We start from the raw sequence: 23,618 nt of genomic DNA, 5'->3' as shown, positions 1-23,618 counted from the left end.
GTTTTGTATTTTTCATAATCCGATAAACGTCAATATGCTTCTGTCCAGGAAAAATAATTTTTATAAATATCGGGCTTTTGTTTTCTTATAAAATCCAGGTAGGATTGTGCTACTGTAGAAAATTTCTTTTGCCTAAGCCAGATCAAACGCCAGTTAGATTTTAATGGCAAGCCTTGCACAGGAATAATTTTTATGCTTTTTAGTTTTAATTCATTCTTTAAACTCAGCACTGGTAATATAGAATAGCCAAGCCCCGCAATTACAGCTTGTTTTACTGCTTCACTGGATGTTAATTCCAGTTTTACTTTGGGTATAATACCAGCTTTTTCAAAATATTTTTGCATCGTTTCCCTTGTTCCTGAACCCTCTTCCCTGAATATTAACGGAAGATCACTAAAAACGGATTTGTGTAAGCGGCTTTTTACCTTTATGTCTGTTTCCGCAGATGCTGTTAGTACCAGTTTATTGGGCAATAGTATTTCTTCTTCAAGATCAATATGTTTAGGCAATACAGATACCAGGCAAAAATCTACCTCATTTTTCTCAAGGCTTTCAATCACTTTTGACTTATTGGTCACATCTATCATCAGGTCAATCTTGGGATTTTCCTTCAGGAAATCTTTCAGGTAATACGGCATTATATATTTTCCGGTTGATACAACAGAAACCCTTAATTTTCCTGAAAGCAAGCCGCGAAAACTGTGGGTCTTATAATGTATCGAATTTACATGTTCCAGGGTAGTTACAGCCAGTTTATATAACTCCATTCCAAACTCTGTTACATATACCTTTCTTGCTATTACTTCAATTAACGGAATATCAAACTGACTTTGAAGATTGCTTATCTGAATGGATACTGCGGGCTGTGTCATGTGAAGTTCTTCCGATGCCTTTGTAATACTTTTTTTGTCAACTACTGCGACAAATATTCTCAGCTGATTGAGTGTAAAATTCATAAAAATTATTTATACATAGCATATCAAATATAAATAAATACTTATGAAAAAACCTTTTGATTTTTGCATAAACAAAAAAGAATGACAAAAATTACAATTGCAAAAGGAGATGGCATCGGGCCGGAAATAATGGATGCCACCTTACGTATTCTTGAAGCTGCAGGTGCACAGCTTGATATTGAAGAGATCGAGATTGGTGAAAAAATTTATCTCCAGGGAAACCAGGCTGGAATAGCCGCAGAAGCGTGGGATTCGCTGAGAAGAACAAAAGTTTTTTTAAAAGCACCCATTACCACGCCGCAGGGCGGGGGTTTCAAAAGCCTGAATGTAACCACAAGAAAAGTACTGGGCTTATTTGCCAACGTACGTCCCTGTGTATCTTATCATCCCTTTGTACAAACAAAGCATCCTGTGATGGATGTTGTTATCATCCGCGAGAATGAGGAAGACCTTTATGCAGGAATAGAACATCGTCAGACAGATGAGGTTTATCAATGTTTAAAACTCATCTCCAGGCCCGGAACGGAAAAAATCATCCGCTATGCTTTTGAATATGCAAAGGCGTATAACAGAAAGAAAGTTACCTGCTTTACAAAAGACAATATTATGAAAATGACGGATGGGCTTTTTCATAAGGTATTTGAAGAAGTAGGGGAGGAATACCCGGATATTCAAAAGGAACACTGGATCGTTGATATTGGTGCTGCAAAGCTGGCAGATACACCGGAAGTATTCGATGTAATAGTAATGCCAAATTTGTATGGCGATATTCTGAGCGATGTAGCTGCGCAAATAACCGGTTCTGTTGGGCTGGCCGGAAGTGCCAATATAGGTGATGGCTTCGCCATGTTTGAAGCAATTCATGGTTCGGCTCCAAGGATTGCAGGAGCTAATAAAGCTAATCCTTCGGGCCTATTGCTGGGAGCCATTCAGATGCTGGTGCATATCGGACAGAAAGATGTTGCAGAAAAAATACAGAATGCCTGGCTTAAGACGCTGGAAGAAGGAATACATACTTACGACATATACAAAGAAGGAACATCAAAAGAAAAACTTGGAACAAAAGAGTTTGCAGATGCTGTAATTGACAGATTAGGCCAGCAACCTACGCAACTAAAGCCGGTTGCATATTCATCTTCCATTTCAAATTTCAACATACAGGTTTCAGCCCAACCCAAGGCAAAAAAAGAATTAGTAGGCATAGATGTGTTCCTGCAGGCAACAGGCACCACTGCAGAAGAAATAGCTAAATCTATTCAGCAATATACAAATGGTCATCTTCATTTAAGTATGATCACTAATCGTGGTACCAAAGTATGGCCCAATGGCTTTCCGGAAACTTTCTGCACAGATCACTGGCGCTGCAGGTTTAAAGCAACAGATAACAAAATCCTGAATTTCAGCCATGCTATAGAACTGCAATTAAAACTACACAACGCCAATCTTGATATTATTAAAACTGAAAACCTTTACCGTTTCGACGGCGAGCCGGCTTTCACAGCTGCACAGGGACAATAAATTCTTATCAATTAATAATGCAAAAAATGGAAATACAATTAATCAGCGGACGTTTTAATTTGCAAGATGCGGAGAACCTGCTTACTGCGGTAGTAAAAGTAAAAATAGCTTTTCATGAAGAAAAAATAAGAACGGTACACCTTTCAGAGGAAGATATTAAGCATTCAGAAAAGCGTATCATTCAATTGCAGAATTCTTTAAGAGACGCAATTAAAAAACTCCGGGAAAAGGGCCAGGAGTTTACAGATGTAAACGCATTTATAGAAGTTAACTTTACTCCACGAATTGGATAAGTAAGTCTTTCAAACTGGTTCAATTTGCAGCAGTATCCTGTTTATACGTGCACCATTCAGGGGGTAACGTAAAACCGGTGAGTTACAATTCTCGTACTTCATATATAAATCACTTATCGTTCTCAGGCATCACGGGAATAGATAAGTGATTTTTTTATGTACCCAATTGCAGAAACTTTTGGCATCGGTTGTTGCGTCGCACTCTTGTACGTTCAGCTCAATATTGAACAAAGTGTACAAGTGAGTGACACAACGATACTTAATAGTAGCAATGCAGCTAAGTACATAAATAGGCATACATACAGGCAAGCCATGTTTGGCATTTTTTTTAGATTAATTTCACACTAATGCAAACCTATAATATACATCCATTGCAAGAATTAAAAAGCTGGCAAAAGGAAATGCAGCGTAAGCCGTCTTTTACAAACAGGCTGGCTAAAAAACTGCAAACAAAAATGAACAGCCTGCTTCCCGAAAAAGTGCATAAAGCTATTACTGTTGCCATTAAACAAATGGTAAGGGTAGTTTTGTTTGGAGCCGGCATTACAACTTCAAAACCTAACACAGAAGATAGCCTGGAAATAAAAGAAAAAGCTGTGCTGGAACGCATAAAGATGTACAGAACTACCGCGGCTGCAGAAGGTGGCATAACTGGTGCCGGCGGCATCCTGCTTGGGCTTGCAGATTTTCCTTTGCTGGTTGGCATCAAATTGAAATTGTTGTTTGATATTGCCGCCCTTTACGGCTTTGATACCAAAGATTATAAAGAGCGCATATTTATTTTATACATTATGCAACTTGCGTTCAGCAGCCAGGAAGAAAGACGCAATGTGTATTTAAAAATGGAGAACTGGAAAGAACATGCGCAACAATTACCGGATGATATTAATCAATATGACTGGCGTACATTTCAGCAGGAATACCGCGATTATATTGACCTTGCAAAGATGGCGCAGTTAATTCCCATAATAGGTGCACCTGTTGGTATTGTGGTTAATTACAGGCTTATAAAAAAGCTCGGCAAAACAGCTATGAATGCTTACAGAATGCGATTGTTATAACCATTTTATTTACCCAACTTTTGCATTTCAATTATTCTTCGTTGCGTCGCGCACTTGTGCCTGGGAATCTTTAAGCAGCATATTTGTATTTTGGCTCTAACTTTATAAAGACCTTTAAATGACGTCATCAACCAACTATAATTTATGAAGAACATTTTGCTAATAGGAAAATTACTTGTAAACATTCCATCTCCTGAAAAACTGGTAAAGAAAGATGTACATTATTTTGTTGCGCATGATATAGCAACTGTACAGGAAGTTTTTAAACATAATAAAGTAATTGATACAGTTATCATGGGCGCAGGTATTGAGCTTGAAAAACGACTTGATATCGTTCGCTATATTTTTAGTACAAGTGATACGGTGACTATTCATATGAAAGATTATGCAACGGGACCGGAAGGTTTTGTGCCATTTATTAATAATGTGCTTGCCGGAATGATTCAGGACGAAGAATAATTTTTATACAGCAGTTTATCACGACTCAATAAACTCAACAGGCACATGGTCTGTTAACCAAACGCCATTATCTGAATGATAAAATGTATAACCTGCAGCAAACATTTCAGCAGCTTTTATTTCTAATATAATTGGTTTGCCTCTGCGTTCTGCAACTTTTGTTGCGATTGTTTTATCTGCGCTTAAATGCACATGATGACGTTTCATTTTTTGCAAGCCATCTTTCATAATGGCTATAAGAAATTTTTCTACTGTTCCGTGGTATAAAATCTCCGGCGGTTGTTGTTCTGTATAACCCAGTTCTACATCAACTGAATGACCCTGGCTTGCTCTTATTTTGGTTAGATCTTCATTAAATGCAAAACGCTTTTTGTTGTTGGTATCTACAATGTGTTGCAATATTTCGAAGCTGATGTTTTCGTTGTGTGCATTTAGCTTGGTGATGAGTTCATCAACATTTGTGTAGCCGTTTTCACCTAATTCAATTCCATATTCTTCTGGTTTGTGGCGAAGAATGTAAGAGAGGAGTTTACTTAGTTTTGTATTTTCTTTTTCAGAGAGCATTGATTTTTGAATAAAAGTTTTTTATATTTTTAAAGTAAACAAAACTTGTGTCTCAAAAAACCAACATAAAGATATTTATTGCTTCTTCAGCTGAATTAAAAGAAGAAAGAGAGAAATGTATTTTGATTATTAATAAAATCCGAAAAAATCATAAGCATCTCGACCTTGAGCCTGTTGAATGGGAGTATGATATAGTTCAAGGTAATTTTCCTGGATACGAAAATATTCAAGCTGGTATAAATAAAACACTAGAAGAATGTCAATTGGTAATCTTTTTATTTTATTCTCGGATTGGAAAGTATACAAGAGAGGAGTTCGAAATCGCTACGAATCTGAATAAAAAAATATTTGCATATTTTAAGGATGGCTTTACACCAAAACGGGAAACGTTGCAATCTTTTAGCGAAGTTTTAGAATTCAAAGAAAGCTTAACAGATACTGTACTTTATAAAGAATATAAAAATCTTATAGATTTTGAATTATTAATATCAGATAACCTGAATCTTTTTTTCTCTGAAGCCTATCATATAACTTATGTAAAAAGAACTGACGAAACTGTAAGTACGCTTTCACAGTCGAATCTTGAATTAATAAGAATGCTTGGAGAAAAAGATAATGAAATAAAAGAGTTGAGAGCTGGAAACAACAAGTCTAATGACCGGCAAATACAATTACAAATAGAGAAATTAACACAAGAAAAAGAAAGTATAAGAACTGAATTGTATCAAAGCCAGGAAATAATAAATCAATTGGCACAGTATAAACAAAAATTAGAATTGCAATTAGGATCTCAAAAAGTAAATGATAAGCTAAAAGCTAAAGCGCTTGAAGAGGTTGAAAGAGGAAACTATGAAGAAGCAGAAAGTTATTTAAAACAAAGTGCTAAAGAAAGAATTAATGACACTGCTTCTACATTTTATGAACTAGCAAAAATTAAGAAGCTTCAATTGCAATATACAGAAGCGTTGGATTATTACGAGTTATCTATAAAGGTAAACCCTGATAATAGCGATTACCAAAATGAGGCAGGAATTATTGCATACGATTTAGGGCTATTCGAAAAGGCTATTAAATATTATAAGAAGGCTTTGGATATTGCACTTGAGTATCATGACGACAAGCATCCTGATGTTGCAATTTATTATAGTAATATAGGTCTTGCTTACTACTGTAAAGCCGAGTATAAGAAAGCAATTCAATATCATGAAAAGGCTTTAAAAATCAATCAGGCTAACTATGACGAAAATTCAGAGGAAATAGCTAATGGGTATAATAATCTTGGGTTAGCTTTTAATGGTAAGGGAGAATATGAAAGGGCTATTCAATATTATGAGAAATCCTCGAAAATTAATTTAAAACTTTATGGTGAAGAATCAACAGATATTGCTACAGATTATAATAATATAGGTTCAGCTTATCATAACATTGGGGCGTATAAAAAATCAATCGAGTATCATAAAAAGGCTTTAGAAATAAATTTGAAATTTTATGACGATGATTCTCCGGAAATTGCCATTGATTATAATAACCTTGGATCGGCGTACAACAGTATTGGAGATTATGATAAGGCAATCGAGTATCATAAAAAGGCTTTAAAGATCGATCGAAAATATCATGGCGAAATGCATCAAAAAATTGCAACCCGTTATAATAATCTTGGCTTGGCATATAGTAACAAAGGAGATTATGATAAAGCAATCGAGTATCATAAAAAAGCTTTGGAAATAGATACTGAATATTATGGAGATGACCACCCAGACATCGCGATTGATTATAATAACCTAGGTGTTGCTTATTATAATAAAGATATTTATAATAAAGCCATTGATTGTTACCAGAAAAGTCTTGAGATTTTTAAAAAGTTTTTGCCTTCAAATCACCAGGATATTCAAAATGCGGAGAAAAATATTCGACTTGTAAAACAAGCTATATAGATAATCCAACCGCTCCAGTGTGCGACGCAACTATGCTCAATAGTACCACTACAGCTAAGTACATAAAAAGGCTGAACCAATATTTATAAGATTAAAGGATTAGCACGATTTTAAAATCATCCTGTAATTCTTATCATCCAACAAATCCCGGTTCAGACAATTATTCTCCTTCCACCGCATCTCTCTTACCCGCCTTTCTTGTTCTATTGGTTTCCGCACCACACATCTTTACAATCTTTGGCGTGAACTTGCCCACCACATCAACCAATGCTTTCTGCGATTGCATTACGACTTCAATATCCTTGTATGCAAAAGGCGCTTCATCCAAACCGCCGCCGAGCAATTTTACATTGTGTTTGGCGAGTTCTTCTTTCAATGCATTGTGCGTAATGTTTGCCATGGCTTGTGTACGACTCATCTTTCTGCCGGCACCATGCGATGCGGAGTTGATGCTCGCCGCTGAACCTTTGCCTTTTACAATAAAGCCAGGTGCCGTCATACTGCCGGGAATAATACCCAGCACATCTTTACCCGCAGGCGTGGCACCTTTGCGATGCACGATTACTTTCTTGCCATCATGGATTTCTTTCCATGCAAAGTTGTGATGGTTCTCCACCATCTTCATTGGCTTGCGACCCAACTGCTTTGCAATCTTTTCATGTATCACGTGGTGACAAGCGCTTGCATAATCACCCGCCAAATTCATAGCCAGCCAGTATTCCATGCCTTCCGCTTCATCCATCGTAAGCCATGCAAGATGTTTTGCTTCCTGCGGCAAACGTCGTTTGCTGATTGCCAGTCGTGTGTAATGATTGGCAATGTTTGCACCCAATGCACGTGAACCGCTATGCGTTACAAAGCCAACATATTTTCCTGCAGGCACATTCAACACAGCATCTGTTTCATCAATTTCAATAATGCCAAACTCTGCAAAGTGATTACCACTTCCTGATGATCCCAACTGTTTCCATGCACGTGTATGCAAACCTTTCAATAATGGCATTTCAAAAAATAATTTGTTGTCCATCACTTCATGATCCGGCGATTGCTGAAACTGTGCACCGCTGCCAAACAAAGTTGCTTCGCCGAGCTCACGCACAAAGAATGCTTCACGTTGCGTAAGGTCTTTTGTATCGATATCAAAAATGCTCAGGCACATACGGCAGCCAATGTCAACACCAACGCCGTACGGTATCACCGCATTTTCTGTTGCCAGTACACCGCCTATCGGCAAACCATAACCGTGATGGGCATCGGGCATTAATGCACCGGCAACTGCTACCGGTAATTTTGCTGCTGCATACATTTGATGCAATGCACCTTGTTCAATATGATCTGCACCAAATATGTTGAAATGGACGCCTTCTTTGTTCAAAGAGACCTCACCCAAACCCTCTCCAAAGGAGAGGGCTTTAGGCAGTAATTTTTCTGCAATCAGCGCCAACATTGCATCGTTGGCATATTCCACCGGCGCAGCAAGCACTGCTTTTAAAATCTCCATCGCTTCCTCCTTTGTGTGATGTTTATAATTTTTTTCCATCACATTCATCGCCACAGGAATCACCGGGCTTTCGGGATAGCCGATTGCACGCAATTCTTTGGCTGTTATTTTTAACTTTCCCATATTATGCCCCCATCCCCTAAAGGGGAGTAAATTTTTGTTTATTAATTTTTATGATGCCAGCGATAGTATTTCATGGCATCACCTGTTGTGTCACTCACTTGTACGTTCGGAACAGTGATGCACAACGAAACACTTTCTCTAACTTGGTTTTGAACTCAGGTCAATATCTTTTGATTGACCGGTATGATAGTACACGCATAGCAGCCTCCTTTGGGTTTAGTTTTTTTTGTAAATTGCATTTGTAGAATACTATTTTCTAAAATTCATTGTATGGTTAATTCCGAAATACGCGATCAAATTCATAAACTGATTGATAAAGCCAGTGATACACAACTCGATGCTGTGTTGCAGGTATTGGAATCTTCTTCTGTTGAAAACAAGTATACGAAAGAAGATTTCGATTCATTTTACGAACGCATCACCATGTTTGAAACAGATGGAAGCAAAGGATATTCTGTTGAAGAATCTCATGCTATGATCCGTAACAAACAAAAATAATATGGCGCATACAATTGTAATTACTCCTTTTGCGCACAACGACGAATACGAAGCCTACACCTGGTATGAAGAACAACGCATCGGTCTCGGTGAAGAGCTTTTAAAAGAACTTGAAACAGCTTACCAGAAAATATCCAACAATCCCGAACACTACAGTTTTATTGATGAACGAAAAGAACTAAGAGATTTCCTTATTCATCGCTTTCCTTATCTTGTTGTTTACAGGATCAATGGCAATACTGTCGAAATAATTGCTGTACATCATGGCAAGAAGCATCCATCAAAAAAGCATGGTGATAAAAAATAAATAATCATTTATTCACATTCACACAAACTTCCTCCCCAACCTTCCACTCATTCCTCATCATCCTTACGACAATCTTTACATCATTCACCAACACTTCTGCTTCGTAAAAGCTTCCCCAGAAACTAATCTTTTGTATAATTCCTTTTACAGCTTCCTTTGCATTTGTGCTGATAACAAATTCTTCTGGTCGCAGCATTACATTTTTACCATTTGCTTCAATACCAAACAATGCAGCCTGTTCCGGGTTTAATAAATTATATTTTCCAAACATACCTGCCACATATTCATTCACCGGCTTGTGATAAATTGTTTGCGGTGTTCCCTGCTGAATGATTTTTCCTTCCTTCATCACAATTACTTCATCTGCCCAGGAAAGTGTATCATGCGGGTCGTGCGATGTAAGCATACATGTTATCTGCAATCTCCCCGTAATATCTTCCAATACAGCTTTTAAAATATCTGTATGTATTGGGTCAAGATTGGAGAACGGTTCATCCAGTATCAGCATCTTTGGAGATTTTATCAGCAGCATGCATAAAGCAATGCGTTGTTTCTCCCCACCGGAAAGCTGGTCTGTTTTACGTTTCAGCAAATGATCAATCTGACATATTTCAAATAATGTTGCCGCTTCATCATGTGTTAACTGGTTTTCAAACCATACCAATTCTTCTACTTTGTAATTATGCAGCAAGTCGTGCTCCTGTGATAAATAAGCGATCTCTTTATGTCCCGGTAATAATTTTTCTTCCGGTCCAATTACTCTTTTGCCATTGAATAAAACTGTTCCACTATCTGCCTGTGCATGTCCAGAAATTATTTTTAATAATGTTGTTTTACCTGCACCAGATTCTCCTGCAATAGCAACCTTTTGTAATGCTCCCTGTTTGAAATTTATATCGTCAACAATCAAATTGCCTGCTATGTGTTTGCTTATATGTTGTACTTCGAGTAATGCCATGCATCAAAAATACATCGTCTGAACGGGGATTTGAAGGGATTTGATGGATTAAGGAGATTGTAAAGATTTATCCTGTAAATCTATTAATCTCCCTAAATCATGGTTCAGACAATTGCTCAATAAAGCGTAAGACCTACAAGAGTGCGACGCAACGATGCTTAATGCTTATTCAAAAGCATGGCTCAAAAAAATTATTTATTCCGGGCATCCAGCAGTTGCAAAAAATCTTCTGCAACCTGCAGATGTTGATTGCGCTTTTCTGCGGGCATTTTTTGGAAGGTCTTTAACAGCATGCCAATGCGCGGATTGCTTTGAAAATAATTGCTGTGCACATGCATGAAACGCCAGAATAAACCATCCCATATTTCCTGCCATGTATGCTCGTTGACAGCTTTTGCATTTTTATAGTCGCTCATTTTTAAAATGTAATTGCTTCCGCTGATGTAAGGCTTTGTGGTTATAAGACCGCCATCTGCGAACTGCGTCATTCCATACACATTTGGCACCATCACCCAATCGTATGCATCAATGTACATTTCCATGAACCACTTGTAAACATCATTTGGGTCAAACTCACAGAGCAGCATAAAATTTCCGAGCACCATCAATCGCTCTATATGATGTGAGTACGCATTTTGCAACACATGATTTATAACATTATCAACCGGCACAATACCTGTTTCACCTTTCCAGAATGATGCAGGAATTTTTCTTGTAAAGCCCCAATAATTTGTGGTGCGTTGTTTTCTTCCTTCGCGTTCATACACGATGCGTATAAAGTCGCGCCAGCCAATAATTTGCCTTATAAAACCTTCCACAGAATTCAACGGTAACTTTTGCCGCTGATAAATTTTCAATGTTTCATCTATTACCTGCTGTGGAGTGATCAAGCCAATATTTAACAACGGCGAAAGCACACTGTGGTATAAAATACTTTGGTTTGCAACCATCGCATCTTCATACTTTCCAAAGTTTGGTAAACGCTCTAACAAAAAACCGTGCAACCATTTTTCAGCCTCTGTAAATGTTACAGGATAAAAACTGTTTACCGTATTAAAAGGTGCATCCGCTAAGCCATAATGGTGACTGAAATATTTTACAACATAACTTCTCGCCTCTTTTACATACTTGTTTTCTTTTGGAAAATTGTATGCAGGAAGCTTTTCATTTTTTGGGAACTTTAAACGATTCTCTGCATCAAAACTCCACTTACCGCCAGCAGGCTGATTGTTTGCTTCAATCAAAATGTTTCGTTGTTTGCGTTGCTTAATATAAAAATCTGTTTGAAAATATGTTTTCCTGTTTTCAAAGAACTTACTTACGCCGTTAAGCGTATTGAGAAACATGGGTGTTTCATGTTCCACGGTTTCTATTGCATGTTTCTTACATGCATGTTGAAATCTTTTTCTTAACCAGTCATCAACCACATCTGCATTATGAATTTCTGTTACTCCCTGTTTTGAAAGATGTGCAATAAGTTTTCTTACTTCTGCGTGTGCATTTGTACTCTCTATGTATTCAACTATATATCCATTTTCTTCTAGCCATGATCTGTAGAATTGCATGCTTGCCCTGTGCAACACAATCTTTTGTTTATGAAATTTGTATTGTTTAAAAAAAAGCCATTCTTCAACCAGGTAAACTTTGTTTGCTTTGTCCAACGCCGGATGCTGTTTGAATAACTGGTGCGGAAATACTATTGCTGCGATCACAGGAAAAATTTTCTTTCATAACATTTTTTGTAAATGAAAGTTTGATGCAGCTGAATATTAAACTAAGATCCGGAGAGACATTGAAGCCGAATGGCATTAGTTTTATTTCCTGTCATCCTTCTTAATCTCTCCAAATCCTTGTTCAGAACTTATTGCACTATCTTATTCGCACAGCTTGAGCTTGCAAATGCATATGGTTTTGCTTTGAAAACAAAACCCATCCCCATAATGTAGCCCATCGCTTCTTTCAAAGCATCATTACTTTTAAAGTTTGGATTGGTGTTGATATCCGCATGCACTTCCATATCGATATTGAATGCAATGAACAGATCACACAACCTGAAAGCAATGTCAATGCTCCTGGCAACTTCTTCCAGCATTCTTTCTTTTATCGCCATTTTTCTTTTGGTTGTTTCGTTGTGTATGTACATGAAACCACCTTTGCCTTTGCGGATGAAAACGATCACCGTAGCAAATTCAATCTCTTTTCCTTTGCGTTGGCTATCGGTACCGATGCAAACTTTCAAATGATATCCCAATTCTTTTTCTTTCATCAACATCTGTCTTACTTCTTCTTCGATTGGTAGTTTGATCCTTCTTCCATCAAGCCTTCTCCATTGTTGCTGTTCCATTGTTATTGCCCCCATCCCCTAAAGGGGTGTTTTTATAAAGAATATTTTTTGATGCCAGCTTTTGTTTTACATAGCATCTTCGTTGTGTCACTCACTTCATCTTCCTGTTATTAATTTATCTGTGGACGAAGTTGGGTTCGAACCAACACTGTCACGACTTCAACGTGATGCTCTGCCATTGGAGCTATTCGTCCATATTGTCTGAACCATGATTTTAACCTGATTGTTTTGATTAACCTGTTTGATAAAAACTAATCCTGCAAATCAGTTAAATCTCATAAATCCTGGTTCAGACAATTTTGCGGATGAAGAAAGATTTGAACTTTCAACCTTTGCCTTAACAGGGCATTACTCTGTCGTTGAGCTACTCATCCATTTTTATTTTATAATCTGTGCTGACTGATTTCTTTTTTCCTCATTATCGAATTGAACAAATCATTAAACAATTTTTTTGTTAGTCCGGTGCAACTCGAACGCACAACCCTTCGGGTAAAAGCCGGATACTCTTGTCCAGTTGAGCTACGAACTATTTTGTGATGACTGATGGACTCGAACCATCAATCTTTACGGTATCAGCGTAATGCTCTCAACCAATTGAGCTAAGTCATCATTTTTTGTAGATGAAGAAAGAATCGAACTTTCAGTCTTCCCGTTAGAAGCGGGATGTTTTTCCATTAAACTATTCATCTGTACAGTTGGCTTAGAAAGGTTCGAACTCTCGTCTCTGCGTTCGAAGCGCAGCATTCTTCCATTGAACTATAAGCCAGTCGCAGTGCGACTTTCAGACTTGAATTGAAAACATTCATCTTATGTTTACCTTCCAGAAAGAAAGGAAGACGAGCATGTTACCCTTACACCAAGCCGCATTATTTTTATTGGTTGACTCCGGGACTTGAACCCTGTTCTCCACATTCACAGTGTGGCACTTTACCGGTTAAGCTAAAGCCAACATAAAAAAGCCCGATCAATTTTATTTGACCGGGCTATACCTCCTCCGCTGATTCATCAGCAAAGATCTTTATACCTGCCTGGTCGTTTATGTGTATGCAGTTCTATCGAAAACTCAAAACCATCATTATGCGCATACCTCTTGCCTGTGAGAATGGGTAGTGATTCTGTACGATCAATTCTTTGTTTATTAAATGATATGTTTTGTAATTGCAACATTTTTATTTTGTTTTTTGTCGAATAATTACTCCAACAGTACAAGAGTGCGACGCAACGATGCCTAATGTTTATTCTTAAGTCTGGCTCATAATAATTCTTTTAATTTGCACATTCACTACACACTCACCGTTTTCCATTTACCTCTTTTAAAAAAGATGTACGCTGCAATTGCCATGAGCGTTTCTGCTACCGGTATTGCGATGAATACACCTGTTGGACCCATGTTGAAATAATCTGCCAGCAAATACGCCAGTGGTATTTGAAAAAGCCAGAACCCAAAAAGATTGATCCATGTTGGTGTCCATGTATCGCCGGCGCCGTTGAATGAACTGATCATGACCATACCAACGCCATAAAAAATATAACCCGTTGTTATGATGCGTAATGCCATTGCTGCAATATCCTGTACTGCTTTATCATTTGAGAAAATACTTAAGATGGGTTCTGCACCTATCAAAAATATCAGCGACACGATGCCCATAAATACGGCACTATACTTTGCCGTTTTCATTACAGATTCTTGCGCACGTTCAGGTTGCTTTGCACCAAGATTCTGCCCCACCAATGTTGCTGCTGCGTTGCTTAAGCCCCATGCAGGTAATATAAAAAATATTACTACGCGTATAGCAGTCTGGTAACCCGCAGATGCAGTACTGTGACCGGTTTCAGCCACAAGCCTTGCAAGCAGTATCCAACTGCAGGAGCCAATGATGAACTGGAATGTTCCTGGCGATGCAATGCTTACCAAAGATTTGATGACAGGAAATTCAAGATGAATATTCTTCCGGTGAATTTTGATTGTTCCCTCACCTTTGAACAAGTGATACAACTGGTAACTTACACCAATACCACGACCAATTGTTGTTGCCATTGCTGCACCATTTAAACCGAATGCAGGTATTGGTCCAAGCCCGTTGATGAGTAAAGGGCAAAGTATGATGTTGCAAATATTTGCGATCATCAAACTTCTCATTGCCATTGATGCATCACCTGCGCCACGGAAAATTCCATTGATCAAAAACAATAACATGATCACCAAACTTCCACCCATCATGATGCGTGTATAGGTAACACCAATTGCAATGGTCTCGCCTTCAGCACCCATAATGCGTAAAATATCTTCCGCATAAATAAATCCTGCAATGCTTATCACAGCCGTTAATGCAAGTGATAGCCAGATTGCCTGCACACCTGCTGTTGCGGCAGCTTCCGGGTTTTTTTCACCAATGCGTCTTGCTACAACTGCTGTTGCTGCCATGCTTATACCGATTGCCAATGCATAAATGATCGAGAGCACACTCTCCGTTAAGCTTACTGTTTGCAAGGTGTGCTGACTGTTGTGCAAATGCCCCACGAAAAAAAGATCTACCAACGCAAACACACTCTCCATGCTCATTTCAAGGATCATTGGTATGGCAAGCATAAACACTGCAGTCCGTATACTGCCCGTTGTATAATCCATATGCTCACTCCCCGTGAGTGCCCTTTTTATGAAAGAAAAAATATTCTTTGCTGTATATGTTTGCTCCGACATTGTTGATTGTTTTTGCTTCTTATAAAGAAGCCGTTAATTAAATGTATTTCTTTTTCTTTTGTTGATCACTACAATTCCAATCATAGATACACTCCGTTGTTTTAATTTTTTATATTGGTTTTCAACTTTTGTTCTTATAGCATCGCAGGTTGTGTCACTCACTTCAACGTTCGGAACACTTTTCAGCTTTGCTTATGTTGTGTTGAAGTTTGTTGAGCTGTTATCTTACAGCCCAACACTCCAACGGGTTTGGGGTTGAAACCTTACATTTAATTCTGAGAAATTTCTTCTCTTCGGAAACCAATTACAATGGTTGTTTACGTTGCCTTTCTTTATGTTCTTTTGCCCGGCTCACAATTACTGCGAACGATTTTTATCAGTTACTATTTCATTACAAGATTGCGCATAAAATATTTTTTGAAAGAATGGAGCAAGCTGCTCCATTCTTGTTGTTAATTCATCTCTGCCTGTCGTGCGAAACCAACAACCTTTGTTGTTGCATTTGCATTTCCTGGCAATCTGAAATCTTTAAACACTTCACATATGTTGCGCATCCACTGATGATCGTCAACATGATATAAAAGATGACAATAATTGTTTCCCAACTCTATCATTCTCTGATTTGGCATTATGAGTATGATTGAATTGAAAAAATTTTCATTCTTGTCATGATCGAAATAAGAGTGATGATAAACCTGTTTAACATCGTCTTTAAAAGTTTCTTTGATGTAGCCGAATGCTTTTTCTATATCCAACTCACCAACGAAGGTGATGCAAGGAACTTTTCCGGTCTGCAAAACATACAATGCTTTTGCGTCAATGTAATGCCCATTGAACAACATGCTTAAACTGTTTATTTTTCTACAGAATCTAAAATTCATCTTATACCTCCGTTTTGCAGGGTTGTAATAACCATTCCTTGTACGGGCCGAATCCTCCATGGCTTTTACAATGATGAAAATAAAGCGTACGAGTATAAAGATCAGCAACGGCGAAAAGAGTGTCATGGCGTACGCGTTTATTTGTCATCAATAAAAAACCCGGTAAGGCTTTATCCTGACCGGGTTCGTATCTATACTGAAATACTTATCAGCACTGTGTTACAGACCACGGTCGTTTATATAGAAATATGATTGTTTGAAAATTCAAATCGAAAGAACTGATGCAGGTAAGAACATGATTGCGACATGCTCCTGTGTTTGTGTTGATAGCGTTGACCTGTATCTGTTCTCTGATCTTCATTCCGGGATGTATTGTTGAACTGGTTGCAACAAAAAACCCCGCTTGGTGCGGGGCTTTCATATGGTCAGTTAGTTTTAGTTTTGGCTAACTTACAGCATCTGATGCCCCGCCGATGATATAATCCACGCTGGGATTAAACCACCTTTTTGATTCAATATGTAACATTGCGGGTTTCATCTTTGCTTTAAGTTTTGTTATTTTTTGTGATACAAAAGTGTAAATAATTTTTCAATTACACCAAATTTATTTTAAACTATTTTTTTGCAGCATTTTTGCATGTTGGCTGAAATGCCTGTAAATACTGATGTTTCAGCAGAAAATATTTTTAAAAATTTATATTTTGTATCAGCACTGTTACAATTTCCCAATAGCCGAGATCATCATCAAAGTGAAAGATTACTGTCCACGAATCATTCCAATCTATCTTATCGCTGCCAATTAATCCCGTTGCGGAATATGCTCCCTTTATGGTGCAGGTGGTTTCTTCTATAGTACAACTTGCGACTTCTGCATTGTGTAATACGATATCGTTAAACGCATCTTTGAATTGATTGATAATATCTGCACAGGCTTCTGCCGAAAGTTCTTTATGATTATTAAGCGTTATTTTTTTTGCGAGATTTGGTATATGTTCTGCCAACTCTTTTTCAAAAATAAGTTTTATACATTCCAATGCAGCATTTGTATTCTCATATTCATAATCGGGATAAAATTCATCGTAAATAAAGCCGCTGATCATGCCTGGAATATTGATATCATCTGTCTGATGATCGAATAGTTCTTCTGTTGCGAAACGATATAATTCCCTTGCTGTAACTTTTGGGTTGGTTGCACTAAGATCTATTCCATGATTGAGCATGTAGTTATATAGCTCATCCCATGCATCTTCCATTGTATTATCAGGAATTTCATTTACAGGTTTGAATTGTGTGGGTCTGCCTATTTTATCAAAAATGGTAATGATCTTATGCTGATCGAACTGTTTTTCAAATTCCATAATATTGCGCAGAAACTGGTTCTCTATGTCTGCTGATAATTCATTTCCTTCTTCTGTTTTTTCAAATTCAGCACCGCGTTCAAGCATCATTTTCATTTTAAGAAAATCGTTTTCGGCTTTTAGTTTTTCTTCATCACTCATATTTTCAAATCCTTCCATAGTTTGAGTTTATGTAACAATGTACAAAAAACTTAATTACAGCAAGACATAAAAAATAAATGCCTCACATTAGTTTGTGAGGCATTATTTAAAGTGTTCAATTATGTTAAGAAAGTTGAAGAGTGCGACGCAACAGGATCTTAATTTTTATTCTATTGCTCCCGCTCAAAAAATTCAGTTTTTATTTTGCACCAAATTGCATGTTCATAATACCTGCCTGCGCTTTTTCTGCAGCATTTTTTGGTTTGCATGTGATGTATACTGTGTGGAACTTACCATCTGTTACGGCTTCGACACCGATATGCACCATACCAAACTGTACCTTACCCTGTGGTGGTAAAAGACTTCCGGTACCAATTACTTTACCAGCAGGTGCATCGAGCCTTACTTCAAAATCGAAACCAAATTTCGGTGCTTCCTGCCAGCCTGCAGTTAGTGTTACACTTCTTACGCCGCTGAGATCAATACTGTCAACAGCAAACCAACCACCACCTGCTGGAATAAGCATAATGTTCATGCCATTATATGCCATGGTGGTAAAGCCCTGTGTTTTTTCAGTACCCTTGAATGCGACTGTGCTTCCTGCTAATGCAATACTGTTACTGCCTGTAAGGGCTTTGATATTGTTGCCACCTTTATCAGTGTAACTCGCAGATAAAACAAGTACTGTATTAGGCTTCTGGTTGGCAACAGGTGTGATTGTTCCTTCGGCAGGTAAAGATTTTTTTGCTGCATCTTTATTAGCCAGTGATAAGATCCATGTTACGATTTGCTGCAAATCATTTTGCGGAATTGTTGGATGTGCTGCCATTGCAACTTCACCCCATACGCCAGAACCACCTTTCATAATTTTATTGGTGAGGTAACTCATGGCATTTGGATCCTTAGCATATTTTTTGGCAACCAGAACAAATGCAGGACCGACAGAGGTTTCAGCTTCTTTGTGGCAACTCTTACAATCGAAAGAAAGCATAAGATTTTTACCACTTACTGTTGCGGCGCCTTGCTGGTGACCCATTGTGGATGCTGCTTTATCAAAACCTTGTGCGTAGTCGACGGACACAAAAAGATTTGCAGGATCGAACTTTGCAGTATCATGCGGATCGGATACAGTGATCTTATAGTTGATCGGCACACCGGGCAAGTAGAATGATCTGTTACCTGATGTTAATGCTATACTTACCTGCGGAGCTTCATTACCTGCATAAACATCTACTGCATCACTTTTGGTAACAGCACCCGTAGCATCTTTTACATCAACAGTGATTTTAAAATCACCGGCTGCTGTATAACTGTAATCCAAAGAAGGCTCTGTTGTTTCTTTTGTGGTGCCATTACCAAGATCCCATTTATAAGTAAGTTTATCTTTTTCAGGATCCATTGCATTAACTTTCAGCTTAACTGCAAATGGTAGCACGCCTGAAGTTTTATCAACATTAATAGCTGTTACTTTCGGTGCACGGTTGCCACCATTATAGTCAATACGTGATAAGCCAGCATCCGGGTTTTTGCTGAACCAACCTGTGCCATATTCCAATAAATACAATCTTCCATCCGGACCAACTTCCATATCAATGCAATTGTTTAGTTTGATATGTTCCATAAATGGTTCCATCTTATCGAAGTCACCATTGGGTAACATTGTTACCGCTTTTATCCAACCACGTATCCAGTCATACATAAATAGTTTGCCATTGTAATAATCCGGCATTCTTGTAGAATCAGGAAACATATCAGTATAATAAACCGGTCCGGCCATTGCATTGCGGCCGCCGCTGCCCACTTGTGGAAAATCAGGAGAATTTCCATAAGGATACCAGATAAAAGCTGGTGATACAGGTGGTAATTCTCTAAGACCTGTATTATTTCTTGAATCATTAATTGGCTTCAGGGGATCGAATGCTGGGCCACTGGCACCTGTAGCATAATTATAGGCACGATAAGGATAATTATTACCCACAAAAAGCGGCCATCCAAAATAACCGGCTTTGCGTGCCTGGTTCAATTCGTCATAACCGCGTGGGCCGCGTGTATCGAAGCTGTCATTGTTTGCATCAGGGCCAACTTCACCCCAATAGAGGTAACTGTTCTTCTGATCAACAGAAATACGATATGGATTCCTGTCTCCCATTACATAAATTTCAGGTCTTGTTTTTTCTGTGCCTTTGGGAAATAAATTGCCATCAGGTATTTCATAACTGCCGTCATCTTTTACGCGGATGCGTAAGATTTTCCCACGCAGATCATTGGTGTTGCTGGAGCTTCTTCTTGCATCATATTGCATGTGGCCGGGCTCATCATTCATCGGGCCGTAGCCACTGTTTACAAAACGTGCTCCGGGTTCATCAAAAGGAGTGGAGTTGTCACCTGCTGAAAGATAAAGCAATCCATCGGGACCAAATGCAATTGAACCGCCGGTATGGCAGCAAATATCTCTTTGTGATTTTACTTCAAGAATTACTTTCTCTGTTGCATTATCAATGGTATCATTTTTAAATGTAAATCTTGAGAGACGATTTACAGAACTATCGGCGGGGCTATAGTATATATAAACCCAGTTATTTTGCGCAAAGTGAGGGTCTTTTTGCATACCCAATAAACCTTCTTCTGCATTGACACCCGGCTTATCAGTTTTCCAGTACACTTTTAAATAACCTGCCTGTTTTAATTTCTTTGTATCATTTTTATACAACATGATCTCACCACGACGCTGACCAACAAGTATATCAAAGTTGGGCAGTATGGTCATTTCTGTTGGTTCAAAAAATTCTCCCTGCACCAATGGTGTTTTGGTAAAGCGATCCTCAGCCGGAGGCAGTTGTGTTTTCGCTTTTGAATAATCAAGCTCAGCATTATCGCCAATAGCATATTGAATACCGCCTAAAATATGTTTCAGGTATAAGTCTTCAGAAAAGGATTCCTGTGTGTGACCTAAGTTGGTATAAAAAGCTCTTCCGCCATCATAATCATGATACCACGACATTGGATGATTTTCACCGTTTATGCCACCATGATATGATTTTTCATCTATTGTTATCAGCACTTTGATGTCTTTACTTATCTTTTTAAAGTTGTAGAATTCATCCGTGCGTTTCCATTCTTTAGGAAGATTTTTTGTGGCTTCCATACTTTGATCAACTACATTAAATACACCTTGCTGAACATTAGGAAAAGTATCGTTGATACCGGGATGACTTATAAAATATGCACCAACCAATCTGCCGTACCAGCCCCAGTCATATTCACAATCTGCGGCTGCATGAATACCCATATAACCTCCGCCAGCCTGAATATATCTTTCAAATGCGGCTTCCTGTTTGTAGTCAAGTACATTGCCTGTGGTGCTTAGAAAAATAACGGCAGCATATTTTTTCAATGAGTCTTCATTGAACATATCAGCGTCTTCTGTAGTATCTACATCAAAGCCATTTTCCTGGCCCAGTTTCATAATAGCTGCCTGGCCATTTGGTATGGAGCCGTGCCGAAAACCTGCTGTTTTCGAAAATACTAATACGCGTGGGTTGCCGCTCCTTTTGTTACTACACGATGTAGCCAGTATCACAATTGTTGCCAGTGCAATTAATGGAAGAAATTTTTTCATGTGGCGATAAGACGTTTGATGGTTTTAAAATGATGGCTATAAAAATAGGCCGAAAGAGGCAAATTAACAGAAAGATTTTGCAAACGGTAAAAATGACACAATGGAGAAGTTTTTGTGATACCAACTTTTGTTTTTTATGGCATCAGTTGTTGCGTCGCAATCCTTTCAGCTGTTGAAACTTTTTTGATCAGTTTTACATGGTAATAACTGTACATCAGAACTTGTAAACATAAAAACGTATGAACTGTTGAAACTTTTCTGAATGTACAAGTGTGCGACGCAACGGAAGCATCATAGTATTACTGCAGTATGGCACATAAAAAAGAAAAATATTAATTCAATGTAGGATCAATGGGATAATGTATAATCTGCTCATAATCGCCACCAATTTGTTTGATGGCATCCTGCCAGATAAGATTTTCGTCGCGGTGGAAAACCAGTTTTTTATTTCCTTTTGTGGTGAGCCAGCTTTTTTCTTTTAGTTCATCCTGTAATTGCCCTTCGCCCCAGCCACTATAGCCGATAAAGAAGCGAATATGATTTTGTTTAAGCGTATTGTTTTGTAATAATACGCTTACGGTTTCAAAATTACCACCCCAGAAAATGCCATTGGCAACTTCAATGCCATCGCTGATAATATCGGGGCGCTGGTGTAAAAAATGCAGTGCATCCATTTGCACAGGGCCGCCATAATACACCGGAAAATCGCAGCCGGAAAGATCAGGAAGCAAATCGCTGAGGATGGTATTATGCTTACGGTTAATTACAAAACCAAAACTGCCGGCAGGTTCATGATCGCATAAAAACACAACGGTACGTTTGAAATTGGGATCTTTCAAAAAAGGATCAGCAATAAGTATGGTGCCTGTTTCAATTTCAACCATAGTACAATTTAGTATTTTTATTGATAAATCAAAATAGCTGTTTAAACAATCATTGGCGTTAAAAAGCTGGTAAACATTAACGCCAAACTTGTGCATCTTTACTACGGATGTATATATTTGTAACTGCATGAAGAAAATCTTCCCCATTATTGTTGTATTGATTGCGTTGTCTATTGTTGGCCTTATTGTTATACAGGTACAATGGGTGTCGAACTTATTAGTAGTACAAGGCGAACGTTTTTTATATAAAGTTGATAAGGCCGGTGTTTCCGTTTCTGAACAGATCGGTCAGCAGACACTTGCAGGAAGGGTGATGCGTTTGCCGCACCGGAGAGACCTGAACTTTATGCCAAATGATCTTTCCTTTGGCATAACACGAATGCCTACGATTGCCGAAAGATATTCTGAGCAGGATATAGATTCTGCATTGCGCCGCGAATTTGATAAAGAAGAATTGAAAAATTTTCGTTTTGAATTTGCCATCACCTCTAATGCAACAGATTTTCGTGCAGTAGAATTGCAGTCAACAAATTTCTTCAAAGAACTGATGGATACTGTGCATAACCGGCGTGAAGAAATAGCTATAGTACCGGAAAGTGGTTCAGACATGGAAGGTCTTATGGCTTACGAACACCTGATACTTATAGTGCCGGATTTTAAAACGCAGGTATGGCATTCTATTACCTGGGTAATTGTGGGTGCGGCATTGTTTAATATTATTATTATAGCGGCATTTTATCTTGCCGTTAAAACTATATTGAATCAGCGCAAACTAAATGCGATCAAAAGTGATTTTATTAATAATATGACGCATGAGTTAAAGACTCCGTTAGCTACTATATCGCTTGCTACTGATGCTATGAAAAACGAAAAAGTACTGGCAGACAGAAGTAAACTTGAGTACTTCAGCAGCATTATTAAGGATGAAAACAAACGCATGAGTAAACATGTGGAAACCATATTGCAGGCGGGGCTCATGGACAGGCAGGATATACGCATGAATATTAAACCTGTACATGTGCATATGTTGTTGCAGAAAGTATTGGATACCTTCAATCTTCAGTTTCAGGAGAAGGGTGCTGCAACTACACTTTTGCTGAATGCAAAGGATGATCTTATCAATGCAGATGAAGCGCATTTTACCAATCTTATTTCCAACCTTATAGATAATGCTATAAAATATTCTAAAGAGAAAGATCCGCTCCAGTTAAAAATTACCACGCATTCTTCAGCAAAATTTTTTGTAATGCAGGTTGAAGATAATGGCATTGGCATGAGCAAAGAAACTACCAAACGCATCTTCGAAAAATTCTACCGTGCACACACCGGAAACATACATAATGTAAAAGGTTTTGGCCTTGGTATGAGTTATGTAAAAACTATTGTAGATGTGCATAAGGGCCGTGTAAGGGTTGATAGCACCTTAGGTAAAGGCAGCACGTTTACCATTGAAATGCCATTGGCAAAAGCATAGTGTTTTTCAGGAGCCGAACGACAGAATAGGTAATAAACTTTCGT

20 protein-coding genes and 7 tRNA genes are annotated in these 23,618 nt (G+C 38.2%); 8 read left to right on the top strand and 19 right to left on the bottom strand.

The window, feature by feature from the left end:
• Nucleotides 1-29: 29 nt before the first annotated feature.
• Nucleotides 30-956 carry a LysR family transcriptional regulator gene (locus FRZ67_RS06145; protein ID WP_147188696.1) on the bottom strand — a complete coding sequence of 309 codons (927 nt, stop codon included), beginning with the start codon at nucleotides 954-956 and terminating at the stop codon, nucleotides 30-32.
• Between the two features lie 81 nt (nucleotides 957-1,037).
• Here FRZ67_RS06145 and FRZ67_RS06140 point away from each other — a divergent pair, with 81 nt between their 5' ends.
• From FRZ67_RS06140 to FRZ67_RS06125, 4 genes are all read left to right on the top strand, one after another.
• Nucleotides 1,038-2,474, top strand: a complete 1,437-nt coding sequence (locus tag FRZ67_RS06140) for an NADP-dependent isocitrate dehydrogenase (RefSeq protein WP_147188695.1) — start codon at nucleotides 1,038-1,040, stop codon at nucleotides 2,472-2,474.
• Nucleotides 2,475-2,500: 26 nt separating this feature from the next.
• Nucleotides 2,501-2,767 carry a hypothetical protein gene (locus FRZ67_RS06135; protein WP_147188694.1) on the top strand — a complete coding sequence of 89 codons (267 nt, stop codon included), beginning with the start codon at nucleotides 2,501-2,503 and terminating at the stop codon, nucleotides 2,765-2,767.
• 347 nt (nucleotides 2,768-3,114) lie between these two features.
• Nucleotides 3,115-3,828, top strand: a complete 714-nt coding sequence (locus FRZ67_RS06130) for an EcsC family protein (protein WP_147188693.1) — start codon at nucleotides 3,115-3,117, stop codon at nucleotides 3,826-3,828.
• A gap of 144 nt (nucleotides 3,829-3,972) precedes the next feature.
• On the top strand, nucleotides 3,973-4,287 hold the full coding sequence (locus FRZ67_RS06125; protein ID WP_147188692.1) for a hypothetical protein: 315 nt from the start codon (nucleotides 3,973-3,975) through the stop codon (nucleotides 4,285-4,287).
• 18 nt (nucleotides 4,288-4,305) lie between these two features.
• On the opposite strand, the gene FRZ67_RS06120 is transcribed toward FRZ67_RS06125, so the two are convergent.
• On the bottom strand, nucleotides 4,306-4,851 hold the full coding sequence (locus tag FRZ67_RS06120; protein WP_147188691.1) for an RNA 2'-phosphotransferase: 546 nt from the start codon (nucleotides 4,849-4,851) through the stop codon (nucleotides 4,306-4,308).
• A 47-nt stretch (nucleotides 4,852-4,898) separates the two neighbouring features.
• Between FRZ67_RS06120 and FRZ67_RS06115 the strand changes: the two genes are divergently transcribed.
• On the top strand, nucleotides 4,899-6,785 hold the full coding sequence (locus FRZ67_RS06115; RefSeq protein ID WP_147188690.1) for a tetratricopeptide repeat protein: 1,887 nt from the start codon (nucleotides 4,899-4,901) through the stop codon (nucleotides 6,783-6,785).
• A gap of 160 nt (nucleotides 6,786-6,945) precedes the next feature.
• On the opposite strand, the gene FRZ67_RS06110 is transcribed toward FRZ67_RS06115, so the two are convergent.
• Complete coding sequence (locus FRZ67_RS06110) at nucleotides 6,946-8,409, bottom strand: RtcB family protein (protein ID WP_147188689.1); 1,464 nt, start codon at nucleotides 8,407-8,409, stop codon at nucleotides 6,946-6,948.
• A gap of 270 nt (nucleotides 8,410-8,679) precedes the next feature.
• Here FRZ67_RS06110 and FRZ67_RS06105 point away from each other — a divergent pair, with 270 nt between their 5' ends.
• Nucleotides 8,680-8,907, top strand: coding sequence for a hypothetical protein (locus FRZ67_RS06105; RefSeq protein WP_147188688.1), 228 nt, complete (start codon nucleotides 8,680-8,682; stop codon nucleotides 8,905-8,907).
• 1 nt (nucleotide 8,908) lies between these two features.
• Nucleotides 8,909-9,214, top strand: coding sequence for a type II toxin-antitoxin system RelE/ParE family toxin (locus tag FRZ67_RS06100; protein ID WP_147188687.1), 306 nt, complete (start codon nucleotides 8,909-8,911; stop codon nucleotides 9,212-9,214).
• A gap of 4 nt (nucleotides 9,215-9,218) precedes the next feature.
• On the opposite strand, the gene FRZ67_RS06095 is transcribed toward FRZ67_RS06100, so the two are convergent.
• The 16 genes from FRZ67_RS06095 to FRZ67_RS06025 form a co-directional block, all read right to left on the bottom strand.
• Complete coding sequence (locus tag FRZ67_RS06095) at nucleotides 9,219-10,172, bottom strand: ABC transporter ATP-binding protein (RefSeq protein ID WP_147188686.1); 954 nt, start codon at nucleotides 10,170-10,172, stop codon at nucleotides 9,219-9,221.
• A 191-nt stretch (nucleotides 10,173-10,363) separates the two neighbouring features.
• The gene (locus FRZ67_RS06090; RefSeq protein WP_147188685.1) at nucleotides 10,364-11,884 is read right to left on the bottom strand and encodes a cryptochrome/photolyase family protein; all 1,521 of its coding nucleotides are present in this window, start codon (nucleotides 11,882-11,884) and stop codon (nucleotides 10,364-10,366) included.
• Between the two features lie 149 nt (nucleotides 11,885-12,033).
• Nucleotides 12,034-12,531 carry a ribonuclease H-like YkuK family protein gene (locus FRZ67_RS06085; RefSeq protein WP_225975521.1) on the bottom strand — a complete coding sequence of 166 codons (498 nt, stop codon included), beginning with the start codon at nucleotides 12,529-12,531 and terminating at the stop codon, nucleotides 12,034-12,036.
• A 107-nt stretch (nucleotides 12,532-12,638) separates the two neighbouring features.
• Nucleotides 12,639-12,710: transfer RNA gene (locus FRZ67_RS06080), tRNA-Phe, on the bottom strand.
• 108 nt (nucleotides 12,711-12,818) lie between these two features.
• Nucleotides 12,819-12,890 (bottom strand) — tRNA-Asn (locus FRZ67_RS06075).
• Between the two features lie 80 nt (nucleotides 12,891-12,970).
• Nucleotides 12,971-13,045 (bottom strand) — tRNA-Lys (locus tag FRZ67_RS06070).
• Between the two features lie 5 nt (nucleotides 13,046-13,050).
• A tRNA-Ile gene (locus FRZ67_RS06065) sits at nucleotides 13,051-13,125 on the bottom strand.
• An 8-nt stretch (nucleotides 13,126-13,133) separates the two neighbouring features.
• Nucleotides 13,134-13,205, bottom strand: a tRNA-Arg gene (locus FRZ67_RS06060).
• Between the two features lie 6 nt (nucleotides 13,206-13,211).
• A tRNA-Arg gene (locus FRZ67_RS06055) sits at nucleotides 13,212-13,282 on the bottom strand.
• Nucleotides 13,283-13,393: 111 nt separating this feature from the next.
• Nucleotides 13,394-13,466, bottom strand: a tRNA-His gene (locus FRZ67_RS06050).
• A 55-nt stretch (nucleotides 13,467-13,521) separates the two neighbouring features.
• Entirely contained in the window at nucleotides 13,522-13,683 is a 162-nt protein-coding gene (locus FRZ67_RS23370; protein ID WP_158638316.1) for a hypothetical protein, read from the bottom strand.
• Between the two features lie 115 nt (nucleotides 13,684-13,798).
• On the bottom strand, nucleotides 13,799-15,217 hold the full coding sequence (locus FRZ67_RS06045) for an MATE family efflux transporter (RefSeq protein WP_147188684.1): 1,419 nt from the start codon (nucleotides 15,215-15,217) through the stop codon (nucleotides 13,799-13,801).
• A gap of 452 nt (nucleotides 15,218-15,669) precedes the next feature.
• On the bottom strand, nucleotides 15,670-16,224 hold the full coding sequence (locus tag FRZ67_RS06040; protein ID WP_147188683.1) for a hypothetical protein: 555 nt from the start codon (nucleotides 16,222-16,224) through the stop codon (nucleotides 15,670-15,672).
• A gap of 560 nt (nucleotides 16,225-16,784) precedes the next feature.
• Nucleotides 16,785-17,615, bottom strand: a complete 831-nt coding sequence (locus FRZ67_RS06035; RefSeq protein ID WP_147188682.1) for a hypothetical protein — start codon at nucleotides 17,613-17,615, stop codon at nucleotides 16,785-16,787.
• A 181-nt stretch (nucleotides 17,616-17,796) separates the two neighbouring features.
• On the bottom strand, nucleotides 17,797-21,216 hold the full coding sequence (locus FRZ67_RS06030; protein ID WP_147188681.1) for a ThuA domain-containing protein: 3,420 nt from the start codon (nucleotides 21,214-21,216) through the stop codon (nucleotides 17,797-17,799).
• Nucleotides 21,217-21,548: 332 nt separating this feature from the next.
• The gene (locus FRZ67_RS06025; protein ID WP_225975520.1) at nucleotides 21,549-22,229 is read right to left on the bottom strand and encodes a YqgE/AlgH family protein; all 681 of its coding nucleotides are present in this window, start codon (nucleotides 22,227-22,229) and stop codon (nucleotides 21,549-21,551) included.
• Here FRZ67_RS06025 and FRZ67_RS06020 point away from each other — a divergent pair.
• The gene (locus FRZ67_RS06020; protein ID WP_147188680.1) at nucleotides 22,228-23,574 is read left to right on the top strand and encodes a sensor histidine kinase; all 1,347 of its coding nucleotides are present in this window, start codon (nucleotides 22,228-22,230) and stop codon (nucleotides 23,572-23,574) included. The genes FRZ67_RS06025 and FRZ67_RS06020 overlap by 2 nt on opposite strands.
• Nucleotides 23,575-23,618: the final 44 nt, after the last annotated feature.

Origin of the sequence: Panacibacter ginsenosidivorans, from assembly GCF_007971225.1 — a bacterium.
GTDB classification, from domain to species: domain Bacteria; phylum Bacteroidota; class Bacteroidia; order Chitinophagales; family Chitinophagaceae; genus Panacibacter; species Panacibacter ginsenosidivorans.
This window is presented reverse-complemented; position numbering and strand designations above follow the sequence as displayed.